The sequence below is a fragment of the Oceanihabitans sp. 2_MG-2023 genome (assembly GCF_030547245.1).
GTDB lineage: Bacteria > Bacteroidota > Bacteroidia > Flavobacteriales > Flavobacteriaceae > Oceanihabitans.
The window spans coordinates 20,332-46,592 of sequence record NZ_JAUOQT010000004.1 but is presented as its reverse complement, the minus strand read 5'-3'; the positions used below and the strand labels follow the sequence as shown (position 1 = coordinate 46,592).

The following is a 26,261-nucleotide window of genomic DNA, read 5'->3' as shown; positions in this document are numbered from 1 at the left end:
CATTTGGTATTAGTTATGCATACATAGTATGCTATTAATTTAATAATTGTTTTGCATGTGCCATAGCAGAATTTGAAGCCTCTTTTCCGTCTAACATTTGTGCAATTTCCACAATTCGCTCATTAGGATTAAGTTTCACTAAATTAGTAGTTGTTATCTCATCTACATCTTCTTTATAGACTTTAAAATGTGTATGTCCTTTAGCTGCAATTTGTGGTAAATGGGTAATTGCAAACACTTGCATCGTTTTACTCATGTTTTGCATAATAAGTGCCATTTTATTTGCTATCTCACCAGAAACTCCGGTATCAATCTCATCAAACATAATGGTTGGCAATTGTATATAATTAGATAAAATCGATTTTATTGCCAGCATGATTCTTGCTAACTCTCCTCCTGACGCTGCTTTTTTAAGTTCGTTAAATTGACCGCCTTTATTTGCTGAAAATAAAAAGGACAATTGATCTTTACCGTTATATAAATAATCTGTAATGGAAATAATATCTATTTTAAATTGGGCATTTGGCATGCCTAAGTCGTTTAGAATTTGTTCTAATTCTTGAATAAGCTTAGGTATTGTTTTTTCTCTATTTTTATGAATAGCTTCAGAAATAACATCTAATTTTTTAGTTATAGTTTGTATTCCTTTTTGTTTCTGAAGTATATGTGTTTCTAAACTTTCTGTATCGGAAACTTTATCGGTTAATTTATTTTTGATTTCAATTAATTCCGAAACATTTTCGGCAACATGTTTTTGCATTAAATTATGAAGCGTTTGCAACTTAGCATTTACGACTTCTAATCGTTTGGGATCTGCATCTAAGTTTTCTTGAAGCGTTTCGATTTCTGCAAAAGTATCGTCTAAATCGATAAGACTGCTATTTACTCTAGTAAATAAATTTTGATAATTATTGGAATAATTAGATAATTTTTGAAGTGTATTTTTTAATTGTGTTAATAAGTTAAGAATACCTAAATCATCATCTTGTAATAGTTGATGCGAGTGTGTTAGTTTTTCTTGAATTTCTTCAATATTATTTAAGGTTTCATATTCTTCTTCTAAACTTTCTAATTCTCCAGCTACTAAATTAGCTTCTTTTAATTCTTTTAATAAAAAAGTATTATAATCCTGTTCTTTTAATGCTTCTGCTTGAAGTTTATAAAGTTCCTTTAATTCTTTTTGAAGTTTTTTATACGTAGCTAGTTCGACTTGGTAATTTTCTAAATTGGATTTATTATTTGCTAAAGCATCTATAATTTGAAATTGAAAATCGTCATCTACCAATTGCATGGTTTGATTTTGGGAATGCACGTCTATTAAATGCTTCCCTAACAATTGTAATGTGTTTAAATTAACTGGGGTATCATTTACAAATGCTCTAGATTTACCTGAGGGAAGTATTTCTCTTCTTATTATGGTTTGGCTGTCAAAATCTAAATCTTGGGTATTAAATAGATTTTCTAGTTGATAATTTTTTATATTAAAAATGGCTTCAATAACACATTTTCTCTCCTTATTCTTTAAACTACTTAAGTCTGCTCGTTTTCCTAATATTAAAGATAAACCGCCTAATAAAATTGATTTTCCTGCACCTGTTTCGCCAGTAATTATTGTGAATCCTTGGTTAAAATCTACCAAAAGCGCATCTATTAAAGCGTAATTTTTTATGGATAAAGAGGTTAGCATAGTAGTATTTATTATTGCAGGTTCGGTAAACAGTACTAATCAATAGAATTAGGTATCCAGATTCCTAGCTTTGAGAAATGAAGAACTAAAACGAAATATTTCGCCATTTACTAGAATGCATTGGCGCGACTCTGTTTAGTATTTCTAATAGTTTGTTTACATCTACATTTGGACCTCCAGAGAAAATTTGTTCTATTTCATCTGCTTTTGCATCAAAGAAAGTACGTGATAAATAAGAGTTAGGTCTTTGTCTATGTACTGCATTCATCTCGATTATTGCATTTGCAATTTCAGTTTTAGCTTGTTTATCATCTTCGCTCATAGTGTCTAATCCTTTTCTATGGTAGTTGTATAAAACACTTCTAAAGTCTTTGTATGTTGGAGATAAAATATTGTCTATTAAGATAAATCTACTTTGCAAACCGTCTTCTAATTTCCACCCTTTAAAACTCTCTTGTTGCGAATAACTCACAATATTTTGTGCTTGCTTAAAGTACTCTTCCCCCCCTTTTAAACGAAATGTGTCTGCATCTAAACCTAATACCATATAAATATGAAAAGCTAATACGGAGACTAAATTAGACTCAAATTGATTCGCATTGTAAATAAGGTTTTGAAATTCTAAATATTTAAAAGAAAAATCTTTATCATTTATATTATATACTGGTGTTGTATAGGTAGATCCATAAACAGGCCTAGCAGATTGCACTTGTATGGATGCATTAAAAAAATCGTTACTTTGTCCTGTAACGTTAATTACCATACTACACTCTATCTGCTCTTGAGGTCCAAATTTCTTGTTTGTCCACTCCGTTTTATTTACAAATTCGTTGAGTTGTTTTTCTAACGTTTTAAATAGTTGTAGATTTTCATTACCCGTTAGTTGTGCACTTACTACGACATTGCATTTTAATTCTTGCGAAAATCCAGCAAAACTAATACACATTATTAGACCTAAAAGTATATTACGCATGTATTTGTTTTATAATTTGATTAAAAATATCTATTGCTACTTCTGTTTTAGATTTAAGGGCATATTCGGTAACACATTCTTTAGCATCAATTAGTGTTACTTTATTGGTTTCTTTTTTAAAACCAGCACCTTTATCATTTAACGAATTTAATACAATTAAGTTTAAATTCTTCTTTTTTAATTTTCCTTTTGCGTTTTCAAGCTCATTATTAGTCTCTAATGCAAAGCCAACAAGAAATTGTTTTTCTTTAATTTCTCCTAAAGACGCCAATATATCTTTTGTTTTTTCTAACTCTAATGTTAACGTAGTATCTTTCTTTTTTATTTTTTGAGTTGCAGCTTTTTTTGGTTTATAATCTGCTACTGCAGCAGAAAGTATTGCAATATCTACATCTTTAAAATGTAAATGTGCAGCATCATACATTTCTTGAGCACTTACTACAGGAATAACCTGTATTAAAGCGTGTGTCACTTTTTGGTGTGTTGGTCCAGTAATTAGAATTACTTCTGCACCCAAATTTGCAGCCGCTTTTGCTAGCTCAAACCCCATTTTGCCAGACGAATGATTACCAATAAAACGAACAGGATCTATAGCTTCATAGGTTGGACCTGCAGTTAATAGGACTTTTTTATTTCTAAGTGGGAGTTTTTTTAAGATATCTTTTTCTAAAAAGGAAACGATATCTTTTGGTTCTGCCATTCTACCTTCACCTACTAAACCACTAGCAAGTTCACCACTTGTAGCTGGAATAATTATATTATTGAAGGATTTTAATTTTTTAAAGGACGCTAATGTAGATGCGTGTTTATACATATCTAAATCCATTGCAGGTGCAAAATAAACTGGACATTTTGCAGAAAGATATGTTGCTAAAAGTAGATTATCACAAACCCCATTCGCCATTTTAGACATGGTATTAGCCGTAGCAGGAGCAATAATAAAATAATTAGCCCAAAGACCAAGTTCTACATGATTATTCCAAACGCCATCTTCTTCATCTTCATTAGTAAAAGAAGTATGTACTGGGTTTTTAGAGAGTGTAGATAAGGTTAAAGGGGTAATAAAATCTTTACTAGCTGGAGTCATAACAACTTTTACGTTTGCTCCAGCTTTAATAAATAACCTAACTAATGATGCTGTTTTATAAGCAGCAATACCAGCAGTTATGCCTAACAGTATATTTTTGCCGCTTAGTATAGACATCTCTTTTTTTTACTGATTGTCTGCTTCTGTATCTCTATGGTAAATTTTACCATCTAACCATTCTTTAACAGCTAAAGCATGTGGTTTAGGTAATCTTTCATAGAACTTAGATACTTCAATTTGTTCTTTGTTCTCAAAGATTTCTTCTAAGCTATCGTTATATGTAGCAAATTCTTCTAATTTTTCAATTAATTCTTTTTTAATTTCAGAATTTATTTGCTCTGCTCTTTTAGATATAATTGAAATAGACTCATAGATGTTTCCTGTAGCATCGTCTATTGCGTTTCTATTGTACGTTGTTGTACTTGTAGGTGCATCAATCTTCTTTAAATCCATAGTATATTAACTTTTAGTACTGTATTTTTTTAATTCTTGTTCTAAATTTTCTAACATGTCTTTTGTTTCCTCTAAATGCTCTGAGTTGGCGTATTTATTAACAAAAGAATGGTAGTATGTTTTAGCTTTTATAAGTCTGTCTTCTTTTTTTCTTTCTACACTATTAATTGCTAATTCATAAGCAGAATCTAGTCTGTAAAAAAGAGCTGTTTCGCGAAGTTTAGAACCTGGAAACTCAAAAATAAAATTATCGAAAGCTTTTATTGCTGCGTTATAATCTCTAGTATATCCAACGGTTTTATAATATTGGTATGCTATATCAAATGATTTTTGCTCTAATTTACCATCTAATTCTTGTACTAATGTATTCGCTTCTTCAAGAAATGGAGAATCTGGGTATGAATTTATAAACAGTTGAAATTTACTAATAGCGTCTTTAGTTGCATGTTGCTCTTTAGTATAAGCAGGTGACAACATGTAACTACTTTTCGCAGAAAGAAAAGCAGCTTCTTCAGACTTTTCACTTTTAGGGTAGGTAGTTACGAAACGATCAAACTGATATCCTGCTAAATAATAATCTTTCGATTTAAAATAAGAATCTGCATGCAAAAAAGAAAGTTTTTCCGCTTGAGGCTTCCCTCTATATTGTGGTATAATTTGCTCAAAAAGCCTATTCGCTTTCATGTATTTCCCTTTATTATACATGACCTCTCCTGCTTTAAACTTTGCGGCAATATCATCACCATTTAGAGCTTTTTGGTAAGGGCTACATGAACTTAATGCCAAGCCAATTAATAAAGTGTAAATTATTCTATTCATTTGTTAATTTTTCTGTTTTTACTATATGTTGCAATTCTTTAATAGAATTATACTCCCTAATTTTATAATTAGCTTTCTTAATTTTAAAACAGACTGCAAAATTAGTCTTTTATTATGGATTTTAAAAATATTTTATTCTGCTAAAATAACCGATGAAATCAAGGCATTTAAAGGTTTAAGTAATATTTAACTTTTATGCAAATACTTTTAGCGCTTCTTTAATATTTTGTTTTAATACATTAGATGCTTCCACTAATGGTAATCTTACACTAGAACTACACATATTTAATGCTTGAAATACGGCTTTAATTCCTGCAGGATTATTCTCTGCAAAAATTAACCCTGTAATATCCATTAGCTTAAAATGTAAAGCGTAAGCTTCTTTTGCTTTGCCTTCTAAACCTAAATTAATCATCGTTGTAAAATCTTTAGGTAATGCTTGACCAAGAACAGAAATTACTCCCGCTCCTCCTGCTAAAACAATTCCTAATGCTAAATCATCGTCTCCTGAAATCACTAAAAAATCTTCTGGTTTATTTTTTAGCAACTGTAAATATTGATGTACATTATTCCCTGCTTCTTTAACTGCGATAATATTTTTAAAATCTTTAGCTAAACGCAAAGTCGTTTCTGGTAACATGTCTTTAGAAGTTCTTCCTGGAACGTTATATAAAATTACAGGAACTGGTGATGCTTCGGCAACTGCTTTAAAATGCTGATATAATCCTTCTTGAGTAGGCTTACTGTAATATGGTGATACAGATAAAATAGCAGCAATACCAGAGAAATCTGTATTTTTAATCTCTTCTACAACTTGCAACGTATTACTTCCACCAATCCCTAGAACTAATGGCAACCTACCATTATTGGCTTTTATAACGGTCTTGGTTATTGCTATTTTTTCTTCGGCAGTAATGGTTACACTTTCTCCTGTAGTTCCACTTATTACAAGATAATCTGTTCCGTTCTCTATATTATATGTAACGATAGCCTCCAAAGATTTATGGTCTATACTTAAATCTTCATTAAAAGGAGTTACTAAAGCTACTCCTGTACCTACAAATTTTTTATTCATTACTTATTTTATTAAATGTATTAAGGTATTTTATCAATTCGTTTTTAAATAAATCGAATTGTTTTAAATTGGTTTTAATAATTAAATCATTTAATCGAGTATCAGATTGCAATACTCCGATTTTGAATTTAGATTTCGACGCTGCACTTAAAACCTTCATTTCTAAAACATCAGCTTCATAATAACTAATTAAAGCATCAAATGGTGTGTCTATAAACTCTTGAAGCTCTTTGTTTTTTATTTTTCCTTTCCAATTAAAATCTTTTGGATTAAAACATACATCCCAAGAACTAATATCTTCTTTTTTATTAGAGGTAAACGCTATTATTTTAAGTTTATTAGGTCTTACATTTATTTCTTTAGCAAGCTTTCTAAAAGACTCAAAATCATCTACTTCATCTATATTTATCATTACCCCCAAGCTTGCTATCTTTTCATTGTTTGAAAAAACCTGTCTTGAGTTTAATAATTTACTAAGATGTTTTTTAGTAGAATTTTGCTTAAAACCCTTTAAAATCATTTATCTTTATTGTTTCTTACAAAGGTAACAAAAGTAGTTAGTTTTGTATATTAAAACCCATACTTTAGATATGAATTATAAACATCTTTTATTTATTGGTATTGCTTTACTAATTTATAGCTGTAAACAAGAAAGTTTACAACTTATTAAAATTGAAGGAAAAAATATCAACGTTAACGACAGCTTACAAACAGACTCAGAAATAGAAGATTTCATTAAACCATATAGAGAGCACGTTAACAATAATCTAGATAGTGTGATTTCGTTTGCAGTAGACACATATTCTAAAAGAGATGGCGAATTTAATACCGCAATTGGAAACCTATTTGCTGATGCCATATTGGAAGAATCTAATACGGTTTTTAACAAACAAACTGGCCATAACGTAGACATGGTATTGGTCAATCATGGCGGTATTCGCGCTATAATATCTAAAGGAAATATTACTACTAGAACCGCATACGAAATTATGCCTTTTGAAAATAGTCTTGTCGTTGTTGCCATGCAAGGAAAAACAATTCAGGATAGTTTAATACGCTATTTAAGTAGAGCAAAACGAGCACATCCAATTTCTGGTTTAAAATTGAAACTAGACAAAGATTACAATGCGATTAGCGCAAGTATTAAGAACCAACCAATTGATACTGAAAAAACCTATTATGTTGCAACCAATGACTACCTGTATAATGGTGGAGACCGAATGACCTTTTTTCAAACAAATGATAGCTTATATGTTTTAAATTACAAAGTAAGAAATGCATTATTAGATTATTTTCTAAAAAAAGACACTATTAATCCTGTTATTGATGACAGATTTATTCAAATAAATTAAACCAGATGAAAAGAAGAGATTTTATACAACAAACATCTGCAACAGCTGCATTAATAACATTAGGAGGCTTAGGCTTGCAGTCGTTTACATCCGGAAGCAAAACAACAAAAATCACCATACTACACACAAACGATGTACACAGCCACATTGATGCTTTTGGACCCGAAGATGGAAGAAACCCAAATCAAGGAGGTGTTGCTAGAAGAGCTAGTTTAATACAAAATATTAAAAATGAAAATCCAAACACATTACTATTAGATGCTGGAGATATTTTTCAAGGAACTCCATATTTTAACTATTACGGTGGAGAGCTAGAATTTAAACTAATGAGCATGCTTAAATATGATGCTGCTACTATAGGGAATCATGATTTTGATAATGGCGTTGATGGTTTACTTGCTCAATTGCCTCATGCTAAATTTGACTTCTTATCTGCTAATTACGATTTTTCCAATACATCTCTAGATGGCTTTGTCAAACCATATAAAGTATTTAAAAAAGACGGAATAAAAATTGGCGTTTTTGGCTTAGGTGTTAAACTGGATGGTTTAGTAGACAAAAATATGTATAAAGAAACAAAGTACATTAACCCTGTTGAAACTGCTCAAGACATGAGTAGAATATTAAAAGAAAAAGAAAAGTGTGACCTGGTTATTTGTTTGTCGCATTTAGGATATTTCTACAAAAATTTTCCTGAAAAAATTAGCGACTTAAATCTAGCCAAAGCTACCAAAAACATTGACTTAATAATTGGAGGACATACACATACTTTTTTACCAAAACCAACAGTCGCAAAAAACAGTATTGGTGAAAACGTTCTAGTAAACCAAGTAGGTTGCTACGGAATTAACCTTGGTAAAATAGACTTTTATTTTGATGCCGATAAAAACAAAGCCGCTAAAGGAACTTCTATTTTAGTGTAATCTCATTAATAGTTTTTGAAGAAAAAATAGATGTATTTAATTTTACTGCTTTAGATGTTTTATTTCTTTCTAAAATATAGCTAAATAGAAAAAATAAAGCTACTACATGCAACACTCTATCTAACATTACAAAACTCATGTTATACAAATAATACATACTAATGTAATGTAATACGTCTGAAAACACAAAACATAAGGCCATAATTAAAAATAATATCGATCCCTTGCTTTCTGAATTTAAATAATCTACAAAAGAAACAAAAGCAAGAACTATTAAAGCGGTGCTTTTTATTCCGAATAAAGTCACCTCTATACTATCTGGAATATAATACTTAATCACATCAAAAAGTATATACAATAAGTACGCATTAATTAAGAAAACTAAAATTAAATACGAGCTAATTACTGTATCTAATTGCAAATTTTTAATTCTGGGTATTACTGCTGCTACTAAAGCAAAATAGCTTATACAGTATGCCAAACTTGAAATGTTTACAAGCATTAAATTATAAGTAAAAATAGAAGTAAAATCTCCCACAAAAGAGAATATTAAGAAAATAAACACACTAATATTAATATGCTTATTTTTTAATAAAAAATAAATCAAAAATACAGGTACAAATAGGGGTTTTGTTAATTGCTGAAACAAATCATTTTCACTAAAAGTAGCAATTACATGAACGAATACAAGCACAAACAATATGCACAAAAACATCTTGTTTGGAAATTTTTTTATCCAATTTTTTAAAATCATAATCATAAGTAGGTAAAAACAAAAATACAAAAAAAATCTATATACAACGTCAAAACAACGCATTTAATCGATAAAATGCATGATTGTAATTTATTTTGAAGGAAAATTCTTCAAAAATGTAATCTCAAATAATTAATAACGTCTAATGTTTTAACTTCAAACGAATTAAACATGAAAAGAAAAGTTTCTTTACTTTTAAGAATAATTGTGGCAATAATACTGATACAAACTTTACGATTTAAGTTTACTGCACATCCAGATAGCGTGTATATTTTTGAAAAGGTAGGCTTAGAACCTTATGGTAGAATTCTAATAGGTATTTTAGAATTAATAGCGGGCATTTTGCTAATCATACCTAAAACAATCTGGATTGGAGCTGTACTAACCCTAACTATAATAGGCGGAGCAATTATTATGCATCTAACCCAATTAGGCATTGTAATTAATAATGATGGTGGCATACTATTTATTACAGCTATTGTAACTTTTATATTATCTGGAATTATTTTATATCTATCTAAACAAGATTTTTTAAAGCGTATTAAGCAAAAATATTAGCTTTTTTTTTTGAATCAATAGCTATATTCGTTTGAAGATAAAACATTACAAAGGCAAATATATTGAGCATTACAGCTACATAATTTAATAATTCAAGATCGGAAAGATAGTAATAGCCTATCAATAAAAATTCTGAAAAACTTATTGCCAAACAACCAATAAATAGAAATAAAGATTTTTTTGTGTCATTTTCTAGAAAATTTAAAAAGGAAACAGAAAGTAAAACCAATAACACAAAGTTATAACTATGTTCTACAAATCGCACCAAATAGACCACTTCCGATTCAAATAAAATAGGCTCTATAATTCCATATAAAACGGTAAATAAATATATAACTAGCACGAATAAAACAATAGTTTGCACTAAGAATTTTTTTAGTACAATATTATAATTCAAGGTTTTAAAAACTTCCAGTAATAAAAAAAAGAAAGCAACAACATAAAGTATATTACAAGCAAAATATAAAACTTCAGACAAGTTATCTCCATCGATTATATGTAGAATATCGGAAACAGAATAGCTAACTAAAAATAGTAAAAAAAACAACGACTTTTCTTTCCTTGATATAAAATAGAGCACAGTAATTGCTGGAACCACTAGCAATTCCAGTATAGCAAATACAGAACTATCTAGTAGACTAAAAACTGTAAAACCAAGATAATCAGTTAACATAGCATAATTTAAACACACTAATAAAGCGTAATTTTTAACTTTCAAATATAAATAAAAAATGTAATTAATCGATAATAAACTGCTTTTATCGATAAATCATAAAGAAATTAACATAATTAGGTGATCATTTGTAAGAATTCTTGTTCAGAAATTAAAGCAACTCCTAACTTTTCGGCTTTTTCTTTTTTACTCGGCCCCATTTTATCTCCAGCAATAACAAAACTAGTTTTTGCAGATATTGAAGAAGATACTTTCCCTCCATTATCTTCTATTAGTTTTTTAAGCTCTGTTCTTGAAACGGTTTCAAAAACACCAGAAACAACAAATATTTTATTTTCTAATTTGTTGGTTTGATTGGCTAATTTTTCAGCCGAAACTTCTAATTGCACACCAAACTGCTTTAGTTTTTCTATAGTAGCCCTATTCGCTTCTGAAGCAAAGAAAAGAATAACACTTTCGGCTATTTTAACTCCTATTTCGTCTACATTTACTAATTCTTCTTGTGTTGCCTTGGCTATTGCATCAATGCTCTTATAATGTTTTGCAAGTTTTTTAGCAACTGTCTCTCCTACATATCTAATTCCCAAAGCAAAAAGCACGCTTTCAAATGGAATCTGTTTAGAAGCTTCAACACCATTAATCAAGTTTTCGGCACTTTTCTCTGCCATTCTTTCCAATGGCATTAGTTGCTCTTTGGTTAAAGTATATAAATCTGAATAATTAGAAATTAGTCCAGCATTAACTAAAAGCGCAACGGTTTCTCCCCCTAAGCCTTCAATATCCATTGCTTTTCTAGAAATATAATGTTGAATTCTACCAATTATTTGGGGATTACAACCATTAAAATTCGGACAAAAATGTTTTGCTTCTCCTTCTAATCTTTCTAAAAGCGTATTACACTCTGGACAATGAGTTATATATTTTGTTGGTTCAGAGTTTTCTGGACGACTACTAAGATCTACAGCAATAATTTTTGGAATAATCTCCCCTCCTTTTTCTACAAACACCTCATCTCCAACCCTAACATCTAGTTTTTCAATTTGATCACTATTATGCAAAGATGCTCGCTTAACTGTTGTTCCTGCCAACTCAACAGGTTCTAAATTTGCTACTGGAGTAATAGCTCCTGTTCTACCAACTTGATATGAAATGCTATTTAAGCGCGTAGAAACTTGTTCGGCTTTAAACTTGTAAGCCATTGCCCATCGTGGCGCTTTGGCTGTATATCCCAATTCCTCCTGCTGAAACAAACTGTTCACTTTTACCACTACTCCATCCGTTTCATAAGGCAAATTATGTCTTTCAACATCCCAATAGTTTACAAATTCTAAAACCTCATCAATAGAACTTGCTAGCTTCGCTGCTTCTGGAACTTTAAATCCCATTTGCCTTGCTTTTGCTAGACTTTCCATTTGCGTTGCTATTCCTAAATTATTCCCTGTAATATTATACAGCAAACATTCTAAAGGTCTTTTGGCTACTTCTGCACTATCTTGCAGCTTTAAACTACCTGACGCTGTGTTTCTTGGATTTCTGTATGGCTCTTCACCAATATCTAAACGTTCTTCATTCATTTTATTAAACCCATCAAAAGGCAAAACAATTTCTCCGCGAATATCAAATTTTGGAGGGTAATCTCCTTTTAATTGAAGCGGCACAGACTTAATCGTCTTAATATTTGCTGTAACCTCATCCCCTTGCATTCCATCTCCACGAGTAACAGCACGAAGCAAATTTCCGTTTTCATAGGTTAAACTAATGGATGCTCCATCGTATTTTAACTCGCAAGTATATTGGATTTCGCCATCTACCATTTTTTTTATTCGGGTTTCCCAATCTTGTAAATCTTCTAAAGAATACGAATTATCCAAACTGTACATTCTATGCTCATGCACAACAGTCTTAAAATTTTTAGTTACCGCTCCTCCTACACGCAATGTTGGCGAATTTGCGTCTTGAAATTCCGGATATTTCTCCTCTAAAGCTTGAAGTTCTTTCAGTTTTATATCAAAATCATAATCACTAATGGTAGGATTATCTAACACGTAGTAATTATAGTTATGCTCACGTAACTCGGCACCTAACTTCTGGATATATTCTTTTGTATTCATTTATTTTTTCACTCCTTTTAACATTCTATCTTTCCCAAAGATATCTTGTTTTAATTCTACCTTTTCAAAATTATTTTCCTGTAATAAAGCTATCATTTCTTTACCAAGATACTCGTTTATTTCAAAATACAATTCGCCTTTTGGTTTCAAATGCACAACGGCAAATTTTGTTATTGCTTCGTAAAATTGCAATGCATTATCGTCTGCAACAAATAAAGCCAAATGGGGTTCGTTATTTATAACATTAGCTTTCATTTCTTGTTTTTCCTGGTTTCTAACGTATGGCGGATTGGAAACTATTACATCAAACTGCTCACTTATCAACAAATGATTCTTCAAGTATTTTGTTACGTTTTCAGGATCTAATATAGAGGCTTCTATAAAATCGACTTCTACATTGTTTAACCTTGTATTTTCTTTTGCTTTTTCTATCGCTTTCGCGGAAATATCTAAGGCAAAAACCATAGCTTTCGGTAAGTTTTTAGCTAATGAAATTGCAATACAACCAGATCCAGTACCAATATCTATCACTGAAAACTTCTGGTTATTTGGAATTTTATTTTTATAATTTTCAAGAACAAGAGAAACAAGCTCTTCCGTTTCTGGCCTTGGTATTAATGTATGCTTATTTACTTTAAATGGCAAACCATAAAATTCCGTTTCGCCAATTATATACTGAATAGGTTCTTCGTTTTTTAACCTCTTCAAGGCTTCAAAAATGAATTCTCCATCTGTATCCGATACTACTTTATCTGGTTCTAGAGCTAATTTTATTCTTGAGAAATCATAAAAAAATGCGATCAGTAAATAGAAAAAACTATTCACTTCATCTTTGCCATAAATTGCATCCAATTCTTGGTGAAATATATTTTGTATCTCTTTTAGTTTCATGAATTAAATTTCATTCTAAAGATTTTTAAGCATCCAAATACCACAAGCATCATGTCCTGTATTACCCAAAGGAGCATCTAAATGTTTAAAGCCAAATGCTTCATAAATATGAATTGCTGCTTTTAATTGTGGTGCAGATTCTAAGTAACATTGTTTATACCCCATTTTTCTTGCAGCTTCCATGCATTTTTCAAAAAGTAATTTACCTAAACCTTTACCTCGTATTTCTGGAGCAAAATACATTTTTTGAATTTCGCATACTTCCAACTCAAAGTCCTTTAAAGGTTTTATTCCTCCTCCTCCAAAAACTTTTCCGTCTAATGTTACAACAAAATATACGTCGTTTTGGTTTTGGTAAGACGCAAACATTTTTGATGTTTCAGGATCTTCGTAAGCAGTTCCCTTTAAAGGTATATCAAATTCATGAAAACAACCTCGTATAGCAGCTTCTAACGGCACATTATCGTTTTGTTTAATTTCTCTTATAATGATATTGCTATTAGTCACTTTTTAATATTATTTTTGCTGGTGAAGATACATTAAATCTAAAAAAAATAGAATGAAGAACCTTATAATCTTATTAACAGTAATACTTACTTTTTTAAGTTGTTCTGTAAAAGAGAAACCAGAGTTTTTAAGAGTAGACAATATAAAAGTAGATGATTCTAACTCTAAATATATTACTCTTACTGCAGATGCCTATTTTATGAATCCGAATGACATTAGTGGCGAATTAAAAACGGATGAAATTAAAGTGTTTGTTAACAATAATCAGATGGCAACAGTTAAAACAGAAAGCTTCAAGGTCCCTGCTAGAAAAGAATTTTCTATTCCGCTAGAAGCAAATGTACCAACCGATAGTTTATTAAGTAACAAAAGCCTGAGTGGCTTACTAGGAAGTCTACTTTCGCAAAAAATGAAAGTGCAATACAAAGGGCAAATAAAATATAAAGTACTTGGGTTTTCACACACTTATGATGTAGATAAAACCGAAAACATTAAAATAAAATTCTAGTTGACTATACACGAAACCTATATAAAACGCTGCATACAAATTGCAAAACTTGGTTTAGGATCCACTAGACCAAACCCAATGGTAGGTGCTGTAATTGTTCACGATAACACAATTATTGGTGAAGGTTATACCAGTGCTTATGGAGGTAGTCACGCCGAAGTAAATGCTATACACGCAGTAGCTAACAAATCTCTTTTACAAGAAGCAACACTGTATGTTACATTGGAACCATGTAGTCATTTTGGTAAAACACCTCCTTGTAGCGACCTTATTATTTCGCATAAAATACCTAATGTGGTTATTGGCTGTATAGATGACAACCCGGAAGTTGCTGGAAAAGGGATAAAAAAACTACAAGATTCTGGATGCCATGTAACGGTTGGTGTTTTAGAAAAAGAATGCAAAGAACACCACAAACGTTTTTTTACTTTTCATAATAAAAAGCGCCCTTATATTATTTTAAAATGGGCAGAAACTACAAATGGTTTTATCGCCCCAAAAACGAAAAGCGAAAACAAACCTGTTTGGATAACGAACAAAACATCTAGACAATTAGTACACAAATGGCGTGCTGAAGAACAAGCAATACTTGTAGGTACAAACACCGTTATCCTAGACAACCCAAGTTTAACTGTTAGAGATTACACAGGACAAAACCCGATTCGAGTTGTCTTAGATAGAAATAACTTACTATCTAAAGAATATGCCGTTTTTAACAACGATGCCGAAACCATTACTTTTAAAGACTACACTGCTAAAGATATTTGTAAGCACCTATACAAAGAAAACATCAACTCCATTATTATAGAAGGTGGATCAAAAACGCTACAACTGTTTATAGACGAAAATCTATGGGATGAAGCAAGAGTATTTACAGGAAATATTTTATTTAAAGAAGGAGTAAAAGCCCCAAAATTATACGGAAAACTTATTGCTACAGAAACGATAATAAAAGATACTCTTAAAACATTTACTAATAATTAAAAAGATTTCTGCTTATGCAGGGAATACATATGATTAAAAACTTAATATTCGATTTTGGAGACGTTTTTATCAATCTCGATAAAGAAGGAGCAATGCAAAATGCATTAGATTTATTTGAAGTAAAAGAACTCCCAGAAGAACTAGTTGCAATGAATGCGCTTTACGAACAAGGATTAATTTCTTCAGAAGAATTTTTAGAGTTCTATCAAGAAAACTTTCCGGACTTAACAGAAGTTGAAATTGTAAATGCATGGAATTGTATCCTGAAAGACTTTCCGCGAAAGCGATTAGATTTTATACAACAATTAGCTGCAGACAAAAAATACAAACTCATTTTATTAAGCAACACCAATGAACTTCATATAAATTGGATTAAAGAGAATGTTTCGTTTTATGAAGATTTTAAAAATTGCTTCGACTCTTTTTACCTTTCTCATGAAATTCAATTACGAAAACCTAATACGAATATTTATGAATTCGTTTTACAACAAAACGATATAAAAGCGGAAGAATCCTTTTTTATAGACGACACCTTAGAAAACACAGAAGCAGCCAAGCAATTAGGAATACACGTTTGGAATATTGACGAAACTAGCCAAGATATCTGCGATATATTTACCATTAAGAAAGATTTATTTTGATATACCTACTCATTAGCATATTTGCATCTACGCTAATCTTTATCATTTTCAAACTACTTGGCAAGTACCAAATAAACACACTTCAAGCAATAGTTGCAAACTATTTTACAGCCTGTATAACAGGTATTTTAGCTTATGAAGAATCGGTAAAAATATCTGAAATAATAAACGAAGATTGGTTTTTTGGAGCCATTGGGTTGGGTTTTCTTTTTATTTCTGTATTTAATATTATGGCACTAACAGCCCAGCGCAACGGTTTAACAGTAACATCTGTAGCGAGTAAAATGAGTGTCGTTATTCCTATAATTTTCGGGTTATATGCATACCAGGAAAGCTTAGGATGGCAAAAAGCAACAGGAATTTTACTAGCCTTGGCTGCGGTATATTTAACTTCAATAAAAGCTAAAACTGAAAAATTTAATTATAAAAATTTAGGGCTACCCGTTTTATTATTTTTTGGTTCTGGTATAATAGACACCTCCATAAAATATATAGAAACTAGTTATGTTTCCAAAAATGGTATTCCCATTTTTTCTGCCTCCATATTCTGTATTGCTGGATTAATAGGAATACTGCTACTTACAACTCAAGCCATAAAAAGGAACTTTAAATTCGATTATCGCAGTGTTTTTGGCGGAATCCTATTAGGAGTTGTTAACTACTACTCCATTTATATGTTATTAAAAGCTTTACAGTTTGAAGGCTTTGAAAGTTCTACTATTTTTACTGTAAACAATGTCGCTATTGTTATGCTATCTACTTTAATTGGTCTTTTTATTTTTAAAGAAAAACTACAAAACAAAAACTGGCTAGGAATTGCGCTTGCAATAATTTCTATTGTATTAGTTACTTTAGCATAAATGGAAGAAAAAGACACATACAAAACTATTACATCTGCTTCGGAAGCTGTTTTATTTAAAGATAAAAACTCAAAATTCTATGGCTATGCTTTTCCTATTCAAAACGAAGAAGAAGTAAAACAACATCTAGAAGAATTAAAAAAACAACATCATACTGCTAGACATTGGTGTTATGCGTATCAATTCGGAACAGAAGACAACAATATTTCATATAGAGCGAATGACGATGGTGAACCTAATAATAGTGCTGGTATGCCAATTTACGGACAAATTCAATCTTTTAATGTTACCAATATACTTATAGTTGTAGTCCGTTATTTTGGAGGTGTAAAACTTGGTGTTGGCGGATTGATTAATGCTTACAGAACTGGAGCACAAATGGCTTTAGAGGCTTCTAAAATTATTACAAAAACGATTAATATAGATTATTGCATTTCTTTTGAATACAAAAACATGAATAAAGTGATGCGTATTATTAAAGAAAAAAACTTAAATATTACAAACCAAGTATTAGAATTAGATTGTAAAATTTATATTTCTGTAAGAAAAAACGACTCTAATTCTGTTTTCGAAACATTCAACAATCAATTTGAAATAAAAATCGAAGCTATTTAACCTAAAGAAACTACAGTTTATCTAAAATATAATTTGGACATTTCATTGGTCTTTTCGTTTTCATATTAATAAATGCTAAAACTGTATTTGCTTCTACCAAAATATCTCCAGCTTCATTTGTAATTGTATACTCAAATTCTATTTTAACTGAAGGCATTTTCTTTAGTTGCGTTTTCACTTTAATAACCTCATCGTAATAAGCTGATTTCTTATAATTTAAAGACATAGAAATAACAGGAAGCATCACTCCTTCTTTCTCCATTTGACTGTAAGAAATTCCAAACGTTCTTAACCATTCGGTTCTTCCCATTTCTAGGTATAATGCGTAATTACCATGATGAACAACACCCATTTGGTCAGTCTCTCCATATCTAATTCTTATAAAAATTTCATTGTCTTTCATAGTAATATATCAATATTTTTTTGTAGTTTCGGTAACAGATTAAACATGCAAAAAAAATTCTTAATATTCAACTAAAAAATATTTTTTTATTAATAATTTTGTTCACATATTTGCCGGGCTATAATCAACGAGAGGAAATCAATTCCTCTTTTTTTAACTAACAATAAATTTCACTAAAAATAATGAGTATTACTGCGCAATCGGTCTGGAATAATTGTCTTGAATTTATAAAAGATAACATCCAACCGCAAGCTTACAAAACTTGGTTCGAACCAATTGTTGCAGTTAAACTTGCAGAAAATGCGTTGAGCATTCAAGTACCTAGTAAATTCTTTTACGAATGGCTAGAAGAACATTATGTGAAAATTTTAAAAGTAGCACTTAACAAAGAATTAGGAGAAACCGCCAAGCTCGTTTACATTATTAAAATGGAAAACACCTATGGCAACAAACAACCCTTTACAGAAAGAATACCTAGTTCTAACAGATCTGCAGTAAAAGCGCAAGATGTAGACATTCCTTTAAACAATAAAAATCGCGAATTACGCAATCCTTTTATTATTCCAGGAATAAGAAATGTAAAAATAGAATCGCAACTAAATCCTAATTATAGTTTTGAAAACTTTTTAGAAGGAGACTCGAATCGTTTAGCTAGAAGCGCAGGATTAGCTGTTGCTAGCAAACCAGGAGGAACTTCTTTTAATCCTTTATTAATATTTGGTGGTGTTGGTCTTGGTAAAACACACTTAGCACATGCTATTGGTGTAGACATTAAAGATAAATACCCTGAAAAAACAGTTTTATATATTTCTGCCGAAAAATTTACGCAACAATATATAGACTCTGTAAAAAAGAACAATAGAAACGATTTTATTCATTTTTATCAAATAATAGACATCTTAATTATTGACGATGTTCAATTCTTATCTGGTAAATCTGGAACACAAGATGTTTTCTTCCATATCTTTAATCACTTACATCAAAACGGAAAGCAAGTTATTTTAACAAGTGACAAAGCTCCCGTTGATATGCAAGATATAGAACAACGATTATTATCCAGATTTAAATGGGGACTTTCTGCAGAGCTGCAAAGTCCAGATTTTGAAACAAGAGTATCTATACTAAAAAACAAGTTATATCGTGACGGTGTAGATATGCCTGATGATATTATTGAATATGTTGCAAAACACATTAAAACAAACATTAGAGAACTTGAAGGAGCTATTATTTCTTTAATTGCGCAATCTTCTTTTAACAAAAAAGAAGTCACCATAGACTTAGCAAAACAGGTTGTCGAAAAATTTGTAAAAAACACAAAACGAGAAGTTTCTATAGATTATATCCAAAAAATAGTTTCCGATTATTTTCAAATGGATGTAGACACATTACAGTCTAAAACTAGGAAACGCCACATTGTACAAGCTAGACAGTTAGCTATGTTTTTTGCTAAAAAATTCACCAAAGCTTCACTGGCTAGTATTGGTTCGCAAATTGGTAAACGCGATCACGCTACTGTACTTCACGCTTGTAAAACGGTTAATAACTTATCCTCTACAGATAAACAATTTAGAAAATACGTAGAAGACTTAACCAAAAAACTTTCGGTTTAAATCACAAACATTCGTTTGTTAAAATAAAATATTATGACTAAAATACTAATGGTTTGCCTTGGTAATATTTGTCGTTCCCCTTTAGCAGAAGGTATTTTACGTGATAAACTTAGTAATGATTTCATTATAGATTCTGCAGGAACAGGAAACTATCATATTGGAGATTTACCAGATAAAAGATCTATTAAAGTTGCAGAGAAATATGGAATTGACATCACAAACCAACGTGGCAGACAATTTTCTGTTTCCGATTTTGATACGTTCGACTTTATCTATACAATGGATAACTCTAATTTTAAAAATGTAGTAAAGCTTGCTAGAAACGAAAATGATATAGCCAAAGTAAAACTTATTTTAAACGAAGTCTATTCGAATCAGAATTATGATGTTCCAGATCCTTATCACCATAGCACCCAAGGTTTTGAAAATGTTTTCAAAATGCTAGACGAAGCTTGTGAAGTAATCGCAAGCAAGCTTCTTATTTAACATGATTTTTATTATTTTAGTAAAAAAAATGAAAATTCTAATCTCTCTTCTTGCTCTAGTATTTTCATTCCCTGTACTTTCACAAACCATAACAACAGAACTTTTTGCAGATGGCTTTAATAACCCTGTTGATATTCAAAACGCAGGCGATTCACGACTTTTTATTGTCGAAAAAAGTGGTGTAATTAAGATTTTAAACGAAAATGGCACCACCAACACTACTCCTTTTTTAAATATTGACAATCAAGTTTCACCAGGAGGAGAACGCGGCTTACTAAGTGTAGCATTCCACCCGAATTACACCAGTAATGGCTATTTTTATGTGAATTTTACAGACAACAATGGTGCTACACAAATATCCCGTTTTACCGTAAATAGTGCTAACCCAGATATTGCAGATGTCGCAACGCAAGTAAACTTATTAAACATTGCGCAACCTTATGGTAATCACAATGGAGGTTGTATAGAGTTTGGCCCAGATGGTTATTTATATATAGGAACTGGTGATGGAGGAAGTGGTGGAGACCCAGATAATAGATCTCAAAATTTACAGGATTTATTAGGCAAAATGTTACGCATAGATGTTAATACAACTTCGGGAGGTAATAATTATGCCATTCCAGCAGACAATCCATTTATTGGAAATCCCTCTGCTTTGGACGAAATTTGGGCATATGGCTTGAGAAATCCTTGGCGTTTTTCGTTTGATTATTCAACTAATAATCTTTGGATTGGCGATGTTGGACAAAATACAACCGAAGAAATTAATCGTGTAAGCACTACAACAAATGGGTACAATTTTGGATGGCGTTGTTACGAAGGAAGCAACCCGTATAATACTTCTGGTTGTGATCTTGCTTCTACCATGACTTTACCAGTAGCGGAATATCCTATCCCTCCTTGTTTTTGTAATGTAGTTGGCGGTTATATGTATCGTGGCACCACCTATGCAGACTTACAAGATACTTATATTTTTGCCACTTCAGGAGATGGCACAATAAGCACCTTAAACCCAGCAGATGCTTTAACAAACCACGGAGATTATGGAGGTTATTGGGTTTCCTTTGGTGAAGATGTTAATAAAGAACTTTACATAGCTGATATTAGTGGCGGTATATATAAAATTAAAGGAGGAATATTGTCTACTCCAGAATTCAACATAGACAAGGATATAAAAATAAGTCCTAATCCTGCTTCAGAGGATTTAAAAATAAGCACTACTTTAAACAAAAACATTAATTCCATTACCATCTTCAACATTAAAGGCAAGGTCGTATATACTGAAAAAAACATATCAACATTAGAGAAAGAAATAAAAGTGAATTCTTTTCGATCTGGTTTATATCTTATTAAGATCACTTCCGAAAATGGGTTTGAAACGATAAAAAAAATAGTAATACAATAATTTATAAAAATTGAAAAAAGGAAACCTCTATCTTATACCTACAACTCTTGGCGATAACGCTCCGCTAGAAGTACTACCTATTTCTGTAAAAAAAGTAATCGAACAAGTAGATACATTTATTGTTGAAAATGAAAAAAATGCAAGACGTTTTATAAAAAGTATTACACCTAAAAAACAACAGTCTTCGTTAACCTTATTCCCTTTAAACAAATTTACAGATCCCACAGAACTACCCAGCTATTTAGAACCCTGTTTGCAAGGAAAAAATATTGGACTACTCTCAGATGCTGGTTGCCCAGGAGTTGCAGATCCTGGTGCAGATGTTGTAAGAATTGCACACGATAGAGATATTCAAGTTGTTCCACTGGTTGGTCCTTCTTCTATATTACTAGCTATTATGAGTTCTGGAATGAATGGTCAAAGCTTCACCTTTAATGGTTATTTACCTATTGATAAAGGCGAAAGAAAACAAGAACTAAAAAATTTAGAACGACTTTCTTTTGAAAAAAATCAATCTCAAATTTTTATTGAGACCCCTTATCGAAACAATCAAATGCTCGAAAATATTTGTCAAATTTTAAATAATAACACAGAGGTTTGTGTGGCTTGCGACATTACTCTTCCTTCAGAATATATTAAAACAAAAACGGTAAACGACTGGAAAAAAAATAAGGTTGACCTTCATAAAAGACCAACCATTTTTATAATTCATAAAAGCTAAAACTAAATAGTAGTTGCTCTTGCTTTTTTATTTGCTTTAACATCAGAGGTATCATACCCTGAAAACTTTTTCATATAATGTTTAATGGAAGTACCAAAGGCATCTTCAAAACCTGTTTCTCCGTAACTTCTAAGGTATTTTTTAACACTTCCTGGTCCTGCCAAATGTGCTGCAGCTAGAATACCAGACTCTGTTACTAAAACACCATTAATAGTCATACCATTAAAACGTTTTATATCTCTACGTAAAATCCATTTGTTACGTTGCGCATTTGCTACAAATGCTTTTTCTTGTAATTCCGGATTTTGCAAAAACTGATTTGGATTATAAATACCAATCATTTTTAAAGTCTCTGCTCCAAATTGATATTTCCCTAGATAACCAAACTTGTTTACTGTAAAATAATCCCCTCTAGATTCTTTAAAAGCTAATGCTTCTTTAAAACCTATAAAAGACTTTCCTAAAGTTGGAGTGAATTTTTCTTTTGGAGGAAGGGTATTAAATGCAAATACCTTATTAGATACTTCTACAGAAGCTACTTCTTCTTTTTCTTGAAAGTCTATAAAATTTATAAACGTTTCAGAAGAAAATGAAAGCTTTAATAAAGTACATATGGTTAGTAATAGCGTAAACTTTCCAATATTTTTTATCATAACGAATAATTTTTCAGTAATAATTAATAGTAATAATCACTTATAAATTTTCAGCGTGCAAATATACAACTTTTTTATTAAACCTGAAAATCAGTTATTTATACGTTTATAATTCAAAATTAGACGTTTACATAAAAAAATCAAAATATTGTCGATTAAACACCCTTAAAAGTAGATAGCATGAAACTTTATTCCATTTTTATTGTTAATTTCTAATGTTGGAAAAGGTACTTTTATTACATTTAAAACACTAAAAACTGTTTTTAAGAAGTGTGAATTGGTTTTTATTCTATTAAAGTCGACATCTAAACTTAAATAGTATTGCCTTTTTCTATTTTGATTTAAAAAGGAAATATCTTCGGTTTCGTTATTTCCTGTTAACATTCCATCTGCACCATAACCCAATGCAACATTTAACCATTTAGGGATTTTATCCTTTTTAAAAAAAGAATGTACGTTGGCACTTAACCAATAGGTTTGTCCGTTATAATCTTTTAACATTTCTTCTAGTAAACCTTCACCAAGTTTATCTGGTCTTTGAGATGCATATTGTGTTTGATGAAAAGAATATTTTAAGGTAATGCGTTGCTCTTCCCAAAGTAATTCTTGTCCGACATACAAACCTGTTCCTGCTGCATTACTAATAATATCTCCCCAAGAAAAACCCCATTCTTCAGAATATCCATCAAAAATTTCAACAATGGTTAAGAATCCAAAACCTAAAGTTGCGCCATATAATAATTGGTCTTTTTTACGAACACCACTCCACTTTAAAAGTTCTGCTCCTGCTCTACCCATTTGATAAGAGGAAAACACATGACCAAATTTATCCATTTGAAGCCATTCTTCATTATCATTAAGGGTATGTAGTTTTGATTTTTCGTAATCTGCGTACCAAAGCTGATTTAAACCAACTAAAGACACACCAATAACTGAAGCTTCGGTAATTACAAGTGCATTACGTCTTGGCTTATGTAAAGTATCACTAGGTTTTAAGAAGTTATTAATTCCGGATTGTGCATATATTGTAGATATGCATAAAAGAAAAAATATACCTATGAGTTTTTTCAAAAGTTACCTGTTTATTCCTTGTTTATTAATCCAACGTACATATTCATTTCTATTGGCATTATGTTGGCTTAATGTTTTTGCAAATTTGTGGTATCCAAAATTCTTCACATTGGCAACAAAATAATAATAACTGTGTTTTTCTGCATTTAAAACCGCATCAATTGCAGACACATCTGGCATTGTAATTGGTCCTGGAGGGATACCAGGATATTTATAGGTATTGTATTTTGAATCTATTTCTAAATCCTTATATAAAACACGTTTAATGACTTGGTTAAAATCTTTTTCCTTCAATTTTTTAGCATAAATAACCGTTGGATCTGCTTGTAAAGGCATACCTTTTCTTATTCTATTTAAGTATACACCAGCAACACGAGGTCTTTCGTCAACCTTTGCTGTTTCTTTATGTACAATAGCAGCAATAGACATGACTTCATTAGTAGAAAGATGTAGTGCATTTCGTTTTTGAGTTCTAGAAGCATTCCAGAAATTTTTATATTCTTTCAGCATTTTATTTCTAAATCCTTCGGCTGAAGTATTCCAATATATTTCATAACTATTTGGAATATACATAGACAATGCGGATTCTTTATTAAATCCGTTTTCCTTTAAAAATGTTTCTTCCTTCATTGCCTTTAAAAGGGAAATACTATCTGCTTCTATTTGAAATGCAATTCGACCAGCTAAATTTTCTAATCGTTCTTGATTATTAAAACTTAGATCTAACGGAATATTTTTACTTCGAATAGAATTTATAATTTCATTATTATTCATTCCTTTCTTAACAACAAATCTTCCTGCTTTAAGATTGGTATTATACTTCTTTTTTTCTGCTAAAGCATCAAATGCATCCATATCTTTCAATAATGGTGAAAGTTGTTCTCGCACTTCATTATAATCCGCAGTACTAGACACATATATATATGCCTCTTCATTATTAAAGTTTGTATTTGGTTTAAACATGGCTTTATACACAAAATTTGCGAAAAAAGCAGCAACGATTAACCCTATAACGGCTATTGCTAAAAGTATTTTTTTAAAGTACATTTATTTATTAATGAGTTGAAAAATATATTCGTTTTTAAATTTATTATGGACTAGATTCCAGTCTTTTTTTAATCCTATTTCTTGAAAACCTTGATTGGTAAAGAGCTTCTGGCTTGCTTTATTTTCTTCTGAAATATTACAATATAATTGATGTAAATCTAGGTGAGTAAAACAATAATTGACCAACAAACGCAAAGCTTCTTTTCCAAAACCTTTTTGTCTATTTGCTTCTTCTTTTACTAGAATACCAATTCCTGCTCTTCGGTTTTTAAAATCGAAATCAAAAATATCAATCATACCAAGCGCTACATCATCGTAACTAGAAATGACAAGTCGTAGTTGTTTTACTTCGTAAATATCTTTGTGTGCATGCTCTAAATATTGCTTTATTAAATATTTAGAGTATGGTGTTATAGTATTGCTAATTTCCCAAATACTTTCGTCGTTTTCAATCGTATGAATAAACGCTAAATCTTCAGGCTCTAAAGCTCGTAAATATATATGTTCACCTTTTAATGTAATCATGAAATAGTTCCTTTAAAAACTTGTTTTGCAGGACCAATTAGCCAAACATTTTGATACGTTTTTCCCTTTCTATCAAAGGACACTTGTAGTTCGCCTCCTTCTACTTGTAAGCGGATTATATTTTTTTCGGTTTCTCCAATAAAATGCATGGCAATTGCAACTGCAGTAACACCGGTTCCACAAGATAATGTTTCGTCTTCTACGCCACGTTCGTAAGTTCGAACAGCAAAAGTAGTATCGTTAACTTTCGAAACGAAATTTACATTTGTTCCAGCTTCATTATAAGGGATTCCATATCTAATTTTTGCTCCTTCGGTTTTAATATCTAAGGTTTTTAAATTCGCTTCTTTTTGTACATGATGTGGCGAACCTGTATTTAAGAAGATGTGATTGGCATGTTTTTCAACCAAATCTACATTTTGCATATGTAACTTTACTATATCCTTTTCTACAATAGCATCATGCATACCATCTACAGCTTCAAAAGTAGTATGTGTATTAATAATATTTAAAAATTTTGCAAAAGCAACAATACATCTTCCTCCATTTCCACACATGGTACTTTCATTTCCATCTGCATTATAATACACCATCTTAAAATCAGCAGTATCATGATTTTCTAGTAAAATCAATCCATCTGCTCCAATACCAAAACGTCTATCGCATAAAAAAGCAACCTTCTTTGTGTCTTTCTTATTAAAGGTATTGCTCCGATTATCTATCATCACAAAATCGTTTCCTGTTCCTTGATATTTATAAAAAGTGTGTGTCATTAAATAGTAATTATTACGACAAATATAACAATATTAAACGGTATTAATAGGTGTTAAATACGCGTTAAAGTTGATTTTATTAAACAACAATTTTTT

The 26,261-nt window shown here is 30.9% G+C and carries 30 protein-coding genes; 12 read left to right on the top strand and 18 right to left on the bottom strand.

What is annotated here, in order from left to right; translation table 11 throughout:
* Positions 1–34: 34 nt before the first annotated feature.
* The 7 genes from recN to Q4512_RS09655 all read right to left on the bottom strand — a co-directional run bounded on the left by recN (position 35) and on the right by Q4512_RS09655 (position 6,614).
* Positions 35–1,687, bottom strand: coding sequence for a DNA repair protein RecN (recN, locus tag Q4512_RS09685; protein WP_303424080.1), 1,653 nt, complete (start codon positions 1,685–1,687; stop codon positions 35–37).
* An 85-nt stretch (positions 1,688–1,772) separates the two neighbouring features.
* Positions 1,773–2,660, bottom strand: coding sequence for a DUF4835 family protein (locus Q4512_RS09680; protein ID WP_303424079.1), 888 nt, complete (start codon positions 2,658–2,660; stop codon positions 1,773–1,775).
* Positions 2,653–3,864, bottom strand: a complete 1,212-nt coding sequence (coaBC, locus tag Q4512_RS09675) for a bifunctional phosphopantothenoylcysteine decarboxylase/phosphopantothenate--cysteine ligase CoaBC (RefSeq protein ID WP_303424078.1) — start codon at positions 3,862–3,864, stop codon at positions 2,653–2,655. Before coaBC ends, Q4512_RS09680 begins: the two co-directional genes overlap by 8 nt.
* Before the next feature lie 9 nt (positions 3,865–3,873).
* Positions 3,874–4,200 (bottom strand): DNA-directed RNA polymerase subunit omega, encoded by a 327-nt coding sequence (locus Q4512_RS09670; RefSeq protein ID WP_303424077.1) that lies wholly within the window; start codon positions 4,198–4,200, stop codon positions 3,874–3,876.
* Positions 4,201–4,206: 6 nt separating this feature from the next.
* Positions 4,207–5,019: an outer membrane protein assembly factor BamD gene (locus Q4512_RS09665; protein WP_303424076.1), complete on the bottom strand. Its 813-nt coding sequence runs from the start codon at positions 5,017–5,019 to the stop codon at positions 4,207–4,209.
* A 193-nt stretch (positions 5,020–5,212) separates the two neighbouring features.
* Positions 5,213–6,094: a 4-hydroxy-tetrahydrodipicolinate synthase gene (gene dapA / locus Q4512_RS09660; protein ID WP_303424075.1), complete on the bottom strand. Its 882-nt coding sequence runs from the start codon at positions 6,092–6,094 to the stop codon at positions 5,213–5,215.
* A complete protein-coding gene (locus Q4512_RS09655; RefSeq protein ID WP_407941808.1) occupies positions 6,087–6,614 on the bottom strand; it encodes a DUF6913 domain-containing protein in 528 nt (175 codons plus the stop codon). The genes dapA and Q4512_RS09655 overlap by 8 nt, the downstream gene beginning before the upstream one ends.
* Positions 6,615–6,684: 70 nt before the next feature.
* On the opposite strand from Q4512_RS09655, the gene Q4512_RS09650 reads away from it, so the two are divergent.
* Positions 6,685–7,446 carry a 5'-nucleotidase C-terminal domain-containing protein gene (locus tag Q4512_RS09650; protein WP_303424073.1) on the top strand — a complete coding sequence of 254 codons (762 nt, stop codon included), beginning with the start codon at positions 6,685–6,687 and terminating at the stop codon, positions 7,444–7,446.
* 5 nt (positions 7,447–7,451) lie between these two features.
* On the top strand, positions 7,452–8,369 hold the full coding sequence (locus Q4512_RS09645; protein WP_303424072.1) for a bifunctional UDP-sugar hydrolase/5'-nucleotidase: 918 nt from the start codon (positions 7,452–7,454) through the stop codon (positions 8,367–8,369).
* Here Q4512_RS09645 and Q4512_RS09640 read toward each other — a convergent pair.
* Positions 8,356–8,850 carry a hypothetical protein gene (locus Q4512_RS09640; protein ID WP_303424071.1) on the bottom strand — a complete coding sequence of 165 codons (495 nt, stop codon included), beginning with the start codon at positions 8,848–8,850 and terminating at the stop codon, positions 8,356–8,358. The two genes, Q4512_RS09645 and Q4512_RS09640, sit on opposite strands and share 14 nt — an antisense overlap.
* A gap of 444 nt (positions 8,851–9,294) precedes the next feature.
* Between Q4512_RS09640 and Q4512_RS09635 the strand changes: the two genes are divergently transcribed.
* Entirely contained in the window at positions 9,295–9,681 is a 387-nt protein-coding gene (locus Q4512_RS09635) for a DoxX family protein (RefSeq protein WP_303424070.1), read from the top strand.
* On the opposite strand, the gene Q4512_RS09630 is transcribed toward Q4512_RS09635, so the two are convergent.
* From Q4512_RS09630 to Q4512_RS09615, 4 genes are all read right to left on the bottom strand, one after another.
* The gene (locus Q4512_RS09630) at positions 9,665–10,354 is read right to left on the bottom strand and encodes a hypothetical protein (protein ID WP_303424069.1); all 690 of its coding nucleotides are present in this window, start codon (positions 10,352–10,354) and stop codon (positions 9,665–9,667) included. The two genes, Q4512_RS09635 and Q4512_RS09630, sit on opposite strands and share 17 nt — an antisense overlap.
* 116 nt (positions 10,355–10,470) lie before the next feature.
* The gene (gene ligA / locus Q4512_RS09625; protein WP_303424068.1) at positions 10,471–12,465 is read right to left on the bottom strand and encodes an NAD-dependent DNA ligase LigA; all 1,995 of its coding nucleotides are present in this window, start codon (positions 12,463–12,465) and stop codon (positions 10,471–10,473) included.
* A complete protein-coding gene (prmC, locus tag Q4512_RS09620) occupies positions 12,466–13,356 on the bottom strand; it encodes a peptide chain release factor N(5)-glutamine methyltransferase (protein ID WP_303424067.1) in 891 nt (296 codons plus the stop codon). It lies immediately after the preceding gene.
* Between the two features lie 15 nt (positions 13,357–13,371).
* Entirely contained in the window at positions 13,372–13,863 is a 492-nt protein-coding gene (locus Q4512_RS09615; protein ID WP_303424066.1) for a GNAT family N-acetyltransferase, read from the bottom strand.
* Between the two features lie 52 nt (positions 13,864–13,915).
* Between Q4512_RS09615 and Q4512_RS09610 the strand changes: the two genes are divergently transcribed.
* Genes Q4512_RS09610 through Q4512_RS09590 form a run of 5 tightly spaced genes read left to right on the top strand, consistent with a single transcriptional unit; the run spans position 13,916 to position 17,471 of the window.
* Positions 13,916–14,371: an LEA type 2 family protein gene (locus tag Q4512_RS09610; RefSeq protein WP_303424065.1), complete on the top strand. Its 456-nt coding sequence runs from the start codon at positions 13,916–13,918 to the stop codon at positions 14,369–14,371.
* Complete coding sequence (gene ribD / locus Q4512_RS09605) at positions 14,372–15,355, top strand: bifunctional diaminohydroxyphosphoribosylaminopyrimidine deaminase/5-amino-6-(5-phosphoribosylamino)uracil reductase RibD (protein WP_303424064.1); 984 nt, start codon at positions 14,372–14,374, stop codon at positions 15,353–15,355.
* A 14-nt stretch (positions 15,356–15,369) separates the two neighbouring features.
* Positions 15,370–15,996, top strand: coding sequence for an HAD family hydrolase (locus Q4512_RS09600; RefSeq protein ID WP_368389416.1), 627 nt, complete (start codon positions 15,370–15,372; stop codon positions 15,994–15,996).
* Entirely contained in the window at positions 15,993–16,856 is an 864-nt protein-coding gene (locus Q4512_RS09595) for a DMT family transporter (RefSeq protein WP_303424063.1), read from the top strand. Before Q4512_RS09600 ends, Q4512_RS09595 begins: the two co-directional genes overlap by 4 nt.
* On the top strand, positions 16,857–17,471 hold the full coding sequence (locus Q4512_RS09590; protein WP_303424062.1) for a YigZ family protein: 615 nt from the start codon (positions 16,857–16,859) through the stop codon (positions 17,469–17,471).
* A gap of 10 nt (positions 17,472–17,481) precedes the next feature.
* Here the strand turns inward: Q4512_RS09590 and Q4512_RS09585 are convergent, their stop codons facing one another.
* Complete coding sequence (locus tag Q4512_RS09585) at positions 17,482–17,874, bottom strand: thioesterase family protein (RefSeq protein ID WP_303424061.1); 393 nt, start codon at positions 17,872–17,874, stop codon at positions 17,482–17,484.
* 182 nt (positions 17,875–18,056) lie between these two features.
* Here Q4512_RS09585 and dnaA point away from each other — a divergent pair, with 182 nt between their 5' ends.
* The 4 genes from dnaA to Q4512_RS09565 are packed head-to-tail and all read left to right on the top strand — an operon-like array spanning position 18,057 to position 22,096.
* Positions 18,057–19,484, top strand: a complete 1,428-nt coding sequence (gene dnaA / locus Q4512_RS09580; protein WP_303424060.1) for a chromosomal replication initiator protein DnaA — start codon at positions 18,057–18,059, stop codon at positions 19,482–19,484.
* Positions 19,485–19,517: 33 nt separating this feature from the next.
* The gene (locus tag Q4512_RS09575; protein ID WP_303424059.1) at positions 19,518–19,970 is read left to right on the top strand and encodes a low molecular weight protein-tyrosine-phosphatase; all 453 of its coding nucleotides are present in this window, start codon (positions 19,518–19,520) and stop codon (positions 19,968–19,970) included.
* A gap of 28 nt (positions 19,971–19,998) precedes the next feature.
* On the top strand, positions 19,999–21,375 hold the full coding sequence (locus Q4512_RS09570; RefSeq protein WP_303424058.1) for a PQQ-dependent sugar dehydrogenase: 1,377 nt from the start codon (positions 19,999–20,001) through the stop codon (positions 21,373–21,375).
* Between the two features lie 10 nt (positions 21,376–21,385).
* A complete protein-coding gene (locus Q4512_RS09565) occupies positions 21,386–22,096 on the top strand; it encodes an SAM-dependent methyltransferase (protein ID WP_303424057.1) in 711 nt (236 codons plus the stop codon).
* 2 nt (positions 22,097–22,098) lie between these two features.
* Here the strand turns inward: Q4512_RS09565 and Q4512_RS09560 are convergent, their stop codons facing one another.
* From Q4512_RS09560 to dapF, 5 genes are all read right to left on the bottom strand, one after another.
* Positions 22,099–22,749, bottom strand: coding sequence for a peptidoglycan-binding protein LysM (locus Q4512_RS09560; RefSeq protein WP_303424056.1), 651 nt, complete (start codon positions 22,747–22,749; stop codon positions 22,099–22,101).
* A 165-nt stretch (positions 22,750–22,914) separates the two neighbouring features.
* Positions 22,915–23,820 (bottom strand): DUF2279 domain-containing protein, encoded by a 906-nt coding sequence (locus Q4512_RS09555; protein ID WP_303424055.1) that lies wholly within the window; start codon positions 23,818–23,820, stop codon positions 22,915–22,917.
* Positions 23,821–23,823: 3 nt separating this feature from the next.
* Positions 23,824–24,867, bottom strand: coding sequence for an endolytic transglycosylase MltG (gene mltG / locus Q4512_RS09550; protein WP_303424054.1), 1,044 nt, complete (start codon positions 24,865–24,867; stop codon positions 23,824–23,826).
* On the bottom strand, positions 24,868–25,392 hold the full coding sequence (locus tag Q4512_RS09545) for a GNAT family N-acetyltransferase (protein ID WP_303424053.1): 525 nt from the start codon (positions 25,390–25,392) through the stop codon (positions 24,868–24,870). It abuts the gene before it with no gap.
* On the bottom strand, positions 25,389–26,165 hold the full coding sequence (gene dapF, locus Q4512_RS09540) for a diaminopimelate epimerase (protein ID WP_303424052.1): 777 nt from the start codon (positions 26,163–26,165) through the stop codon (positions 25,389–25,391). The genes Q4512_RS09545 and dapF overlap by 4 nt, the downstream gene beginning before the upstream one ends.
* Positions 26,166–26,261: the final 96 nt, after the last annotated feature.

Excerpts from the sequence above, each read along its gene's own strand:
- recN (WP_303424080.1), bottom strand. The coding sequence starts at position 1,687 with ATGCTAACCTCTTTATCCATAAAAAATTACGCTTTAATAGATGCGCTT.
- Q4512_RS09680 (WP_303424079.1), bottom strand. The coding sequence starts at position 2,660 with ATGCGTAATATACTTTTAGGTCTAATAATGTGTATTAGTTTTGCTGGA.
- coaBC (WP_303424078.1), bottom strand. The coding sequence starts at position 3,864 with ATGTCTATACTAAGCGGCAAAAATATACTGTTAGGCATAACTGCTGGT.
- Q4512_RS09670 (WP_303424077.1), bottom strand. The coding sequence starts at position 4,200 with ATGGATTTAAAGAAGATTGATGCACCTACAAGTACAACAACGTACAAT.
- Q4512_RS09665 (WP_303424076.1), bottom strand. The coding sequence starts at position 5,019 with ATGAATAGAATAATTTACACTTTATTAATTGGCTTGGCATTAAGTTCA.
- dapA (WP_303424075.1), bottom strand. The coding sequence starts at position 6,094 with ATGAATAAAAAATTTGTAGGTACAGGAGTAGCTTTAGTAACTCCTTTT.
- Q4512_RS09655 (WP_407941808.1), bottom strand. The coding sequence starts at position 6,614 with ATGATTTTAAAGGGTTTTAAGCAAAATTCTACTAAAAAACATCTTAGT.
- Q4512_RS09650 (WP_303424073.1), top strand. The coding sequence starts at position 6,685 with ATGAATTATAAACATCTTTTATTTATTGGTATTGCTTTACTAATTTAT.
- Q4512_RS09645 (WP_303424072.1), top strand. The coding sequence starts at position 7,452 with ATGAAAAGAAGAGATTTTATACAACAAACATCTGCAACAGCTGCATTA.
- Q4512_RS09635 (WP_303424070.1), top strand. The coding sequence starts at position 9,295 with ATGAAAAGAAAAGTTTCTTTACTTTTAAGAATAATTGTGGCAATAATA.
- Q4512_RS09630 (WP_303424069.1), bottom strand. The coding sequence starts at position 10,354 with ATGTTAACTGATTATCTTGGTTTTACAGTTTTTAGTCTACTAGATAGT.
- ligA (WP_303424068.1), bottom strand. The coding sequence starts at position 12,465 with ATGAATACAAAAGAATATATCCAGAAGTTAGGTGCCGAGTTACGTGAG.
- prmC (WP_303424067.1), bottom strand. The coding sequence starts at position 13,356 with ATGAAACTAAAAGAGATACAAAATATATTTCACCAAGAATTGGATGCA.
- Q4512_RS09610 (WP_303424065.1), top strand. The coding sequence starts at position 13,916 with ATGAAGAACCTTATAATCTTATTAACAGTAATACTTACTTTTTTAAGT.
- Q4512_RS09600 (WP_368389416.1), top strand. The coding sequence starts at position 15,370 with ATGCAGGGAATACATATGATTAAAAACTTAATATTCGATTTTGGAGAC.
- Q4512_RS09590 (WP_303424062.1), top strand. The coding sequence starts at position 16,857 with ATGGAAGAAAAAGACACATACAAAACTATTACATCTGCTTCGGAAGCT.
- Q4512_RS09585 (WP_303424061.1), bottom strand. The coding sequence starts at position 17,874 with ATGAAAGACAATGAAATTTTTATAAGAATTAGATATGGAGAGACTGAC.
- dnaA (WP_303424060.1), top strand. The coding sequence starts at position 18,057 with ATGAGTATTACTGCGCAATCGGTCTGGAATAATTGTCTTGAATTTATA.
- Q4512_RS09575 (WP_303424059.1), top strand. The coding sequence starts at position 19,518 with ATGACTAAAATACTAATGGTTTGCCTTGGTAATATTTGTCGTTCCCCT.
- Q4512_RS09570 (WP_303424058.1), top strand. The coding sequence starts at position 19,999 with ATGAAAATTCTAATCTCTCTTCTTGCTCTAGTATTTTCATTCCCTGTA.
- Q4512_RS09560 (WP_303424056.1), bottom strand. The coding sequence starts at position 22,749 with ATGATAAAAAATATTGGAAAGTTTACGCTATTACTAACCATATGTACT.
- mltG (WP_303424054.1), bottom strand. The coding sequence starts at position 24,867 with ATGTACTTTAAAAAAATACTTTTAGCAATAGCCGTTATAGGGTTAATC.
- Q4512_RS09545 (WP_303424053.1), bottom strand. The coding sequence starts at position 25,392 with ATGATTACATTAAAAGGTGAACATATATATTTACGAGCTTTAGAGCCT.
- dapF (WP_303424052.1), bottom strand. The coding sequence starts at position 26,165 with ATGACACACACTTTTTATAAATATCAAGGAACAGGAAACGATTTTGTG.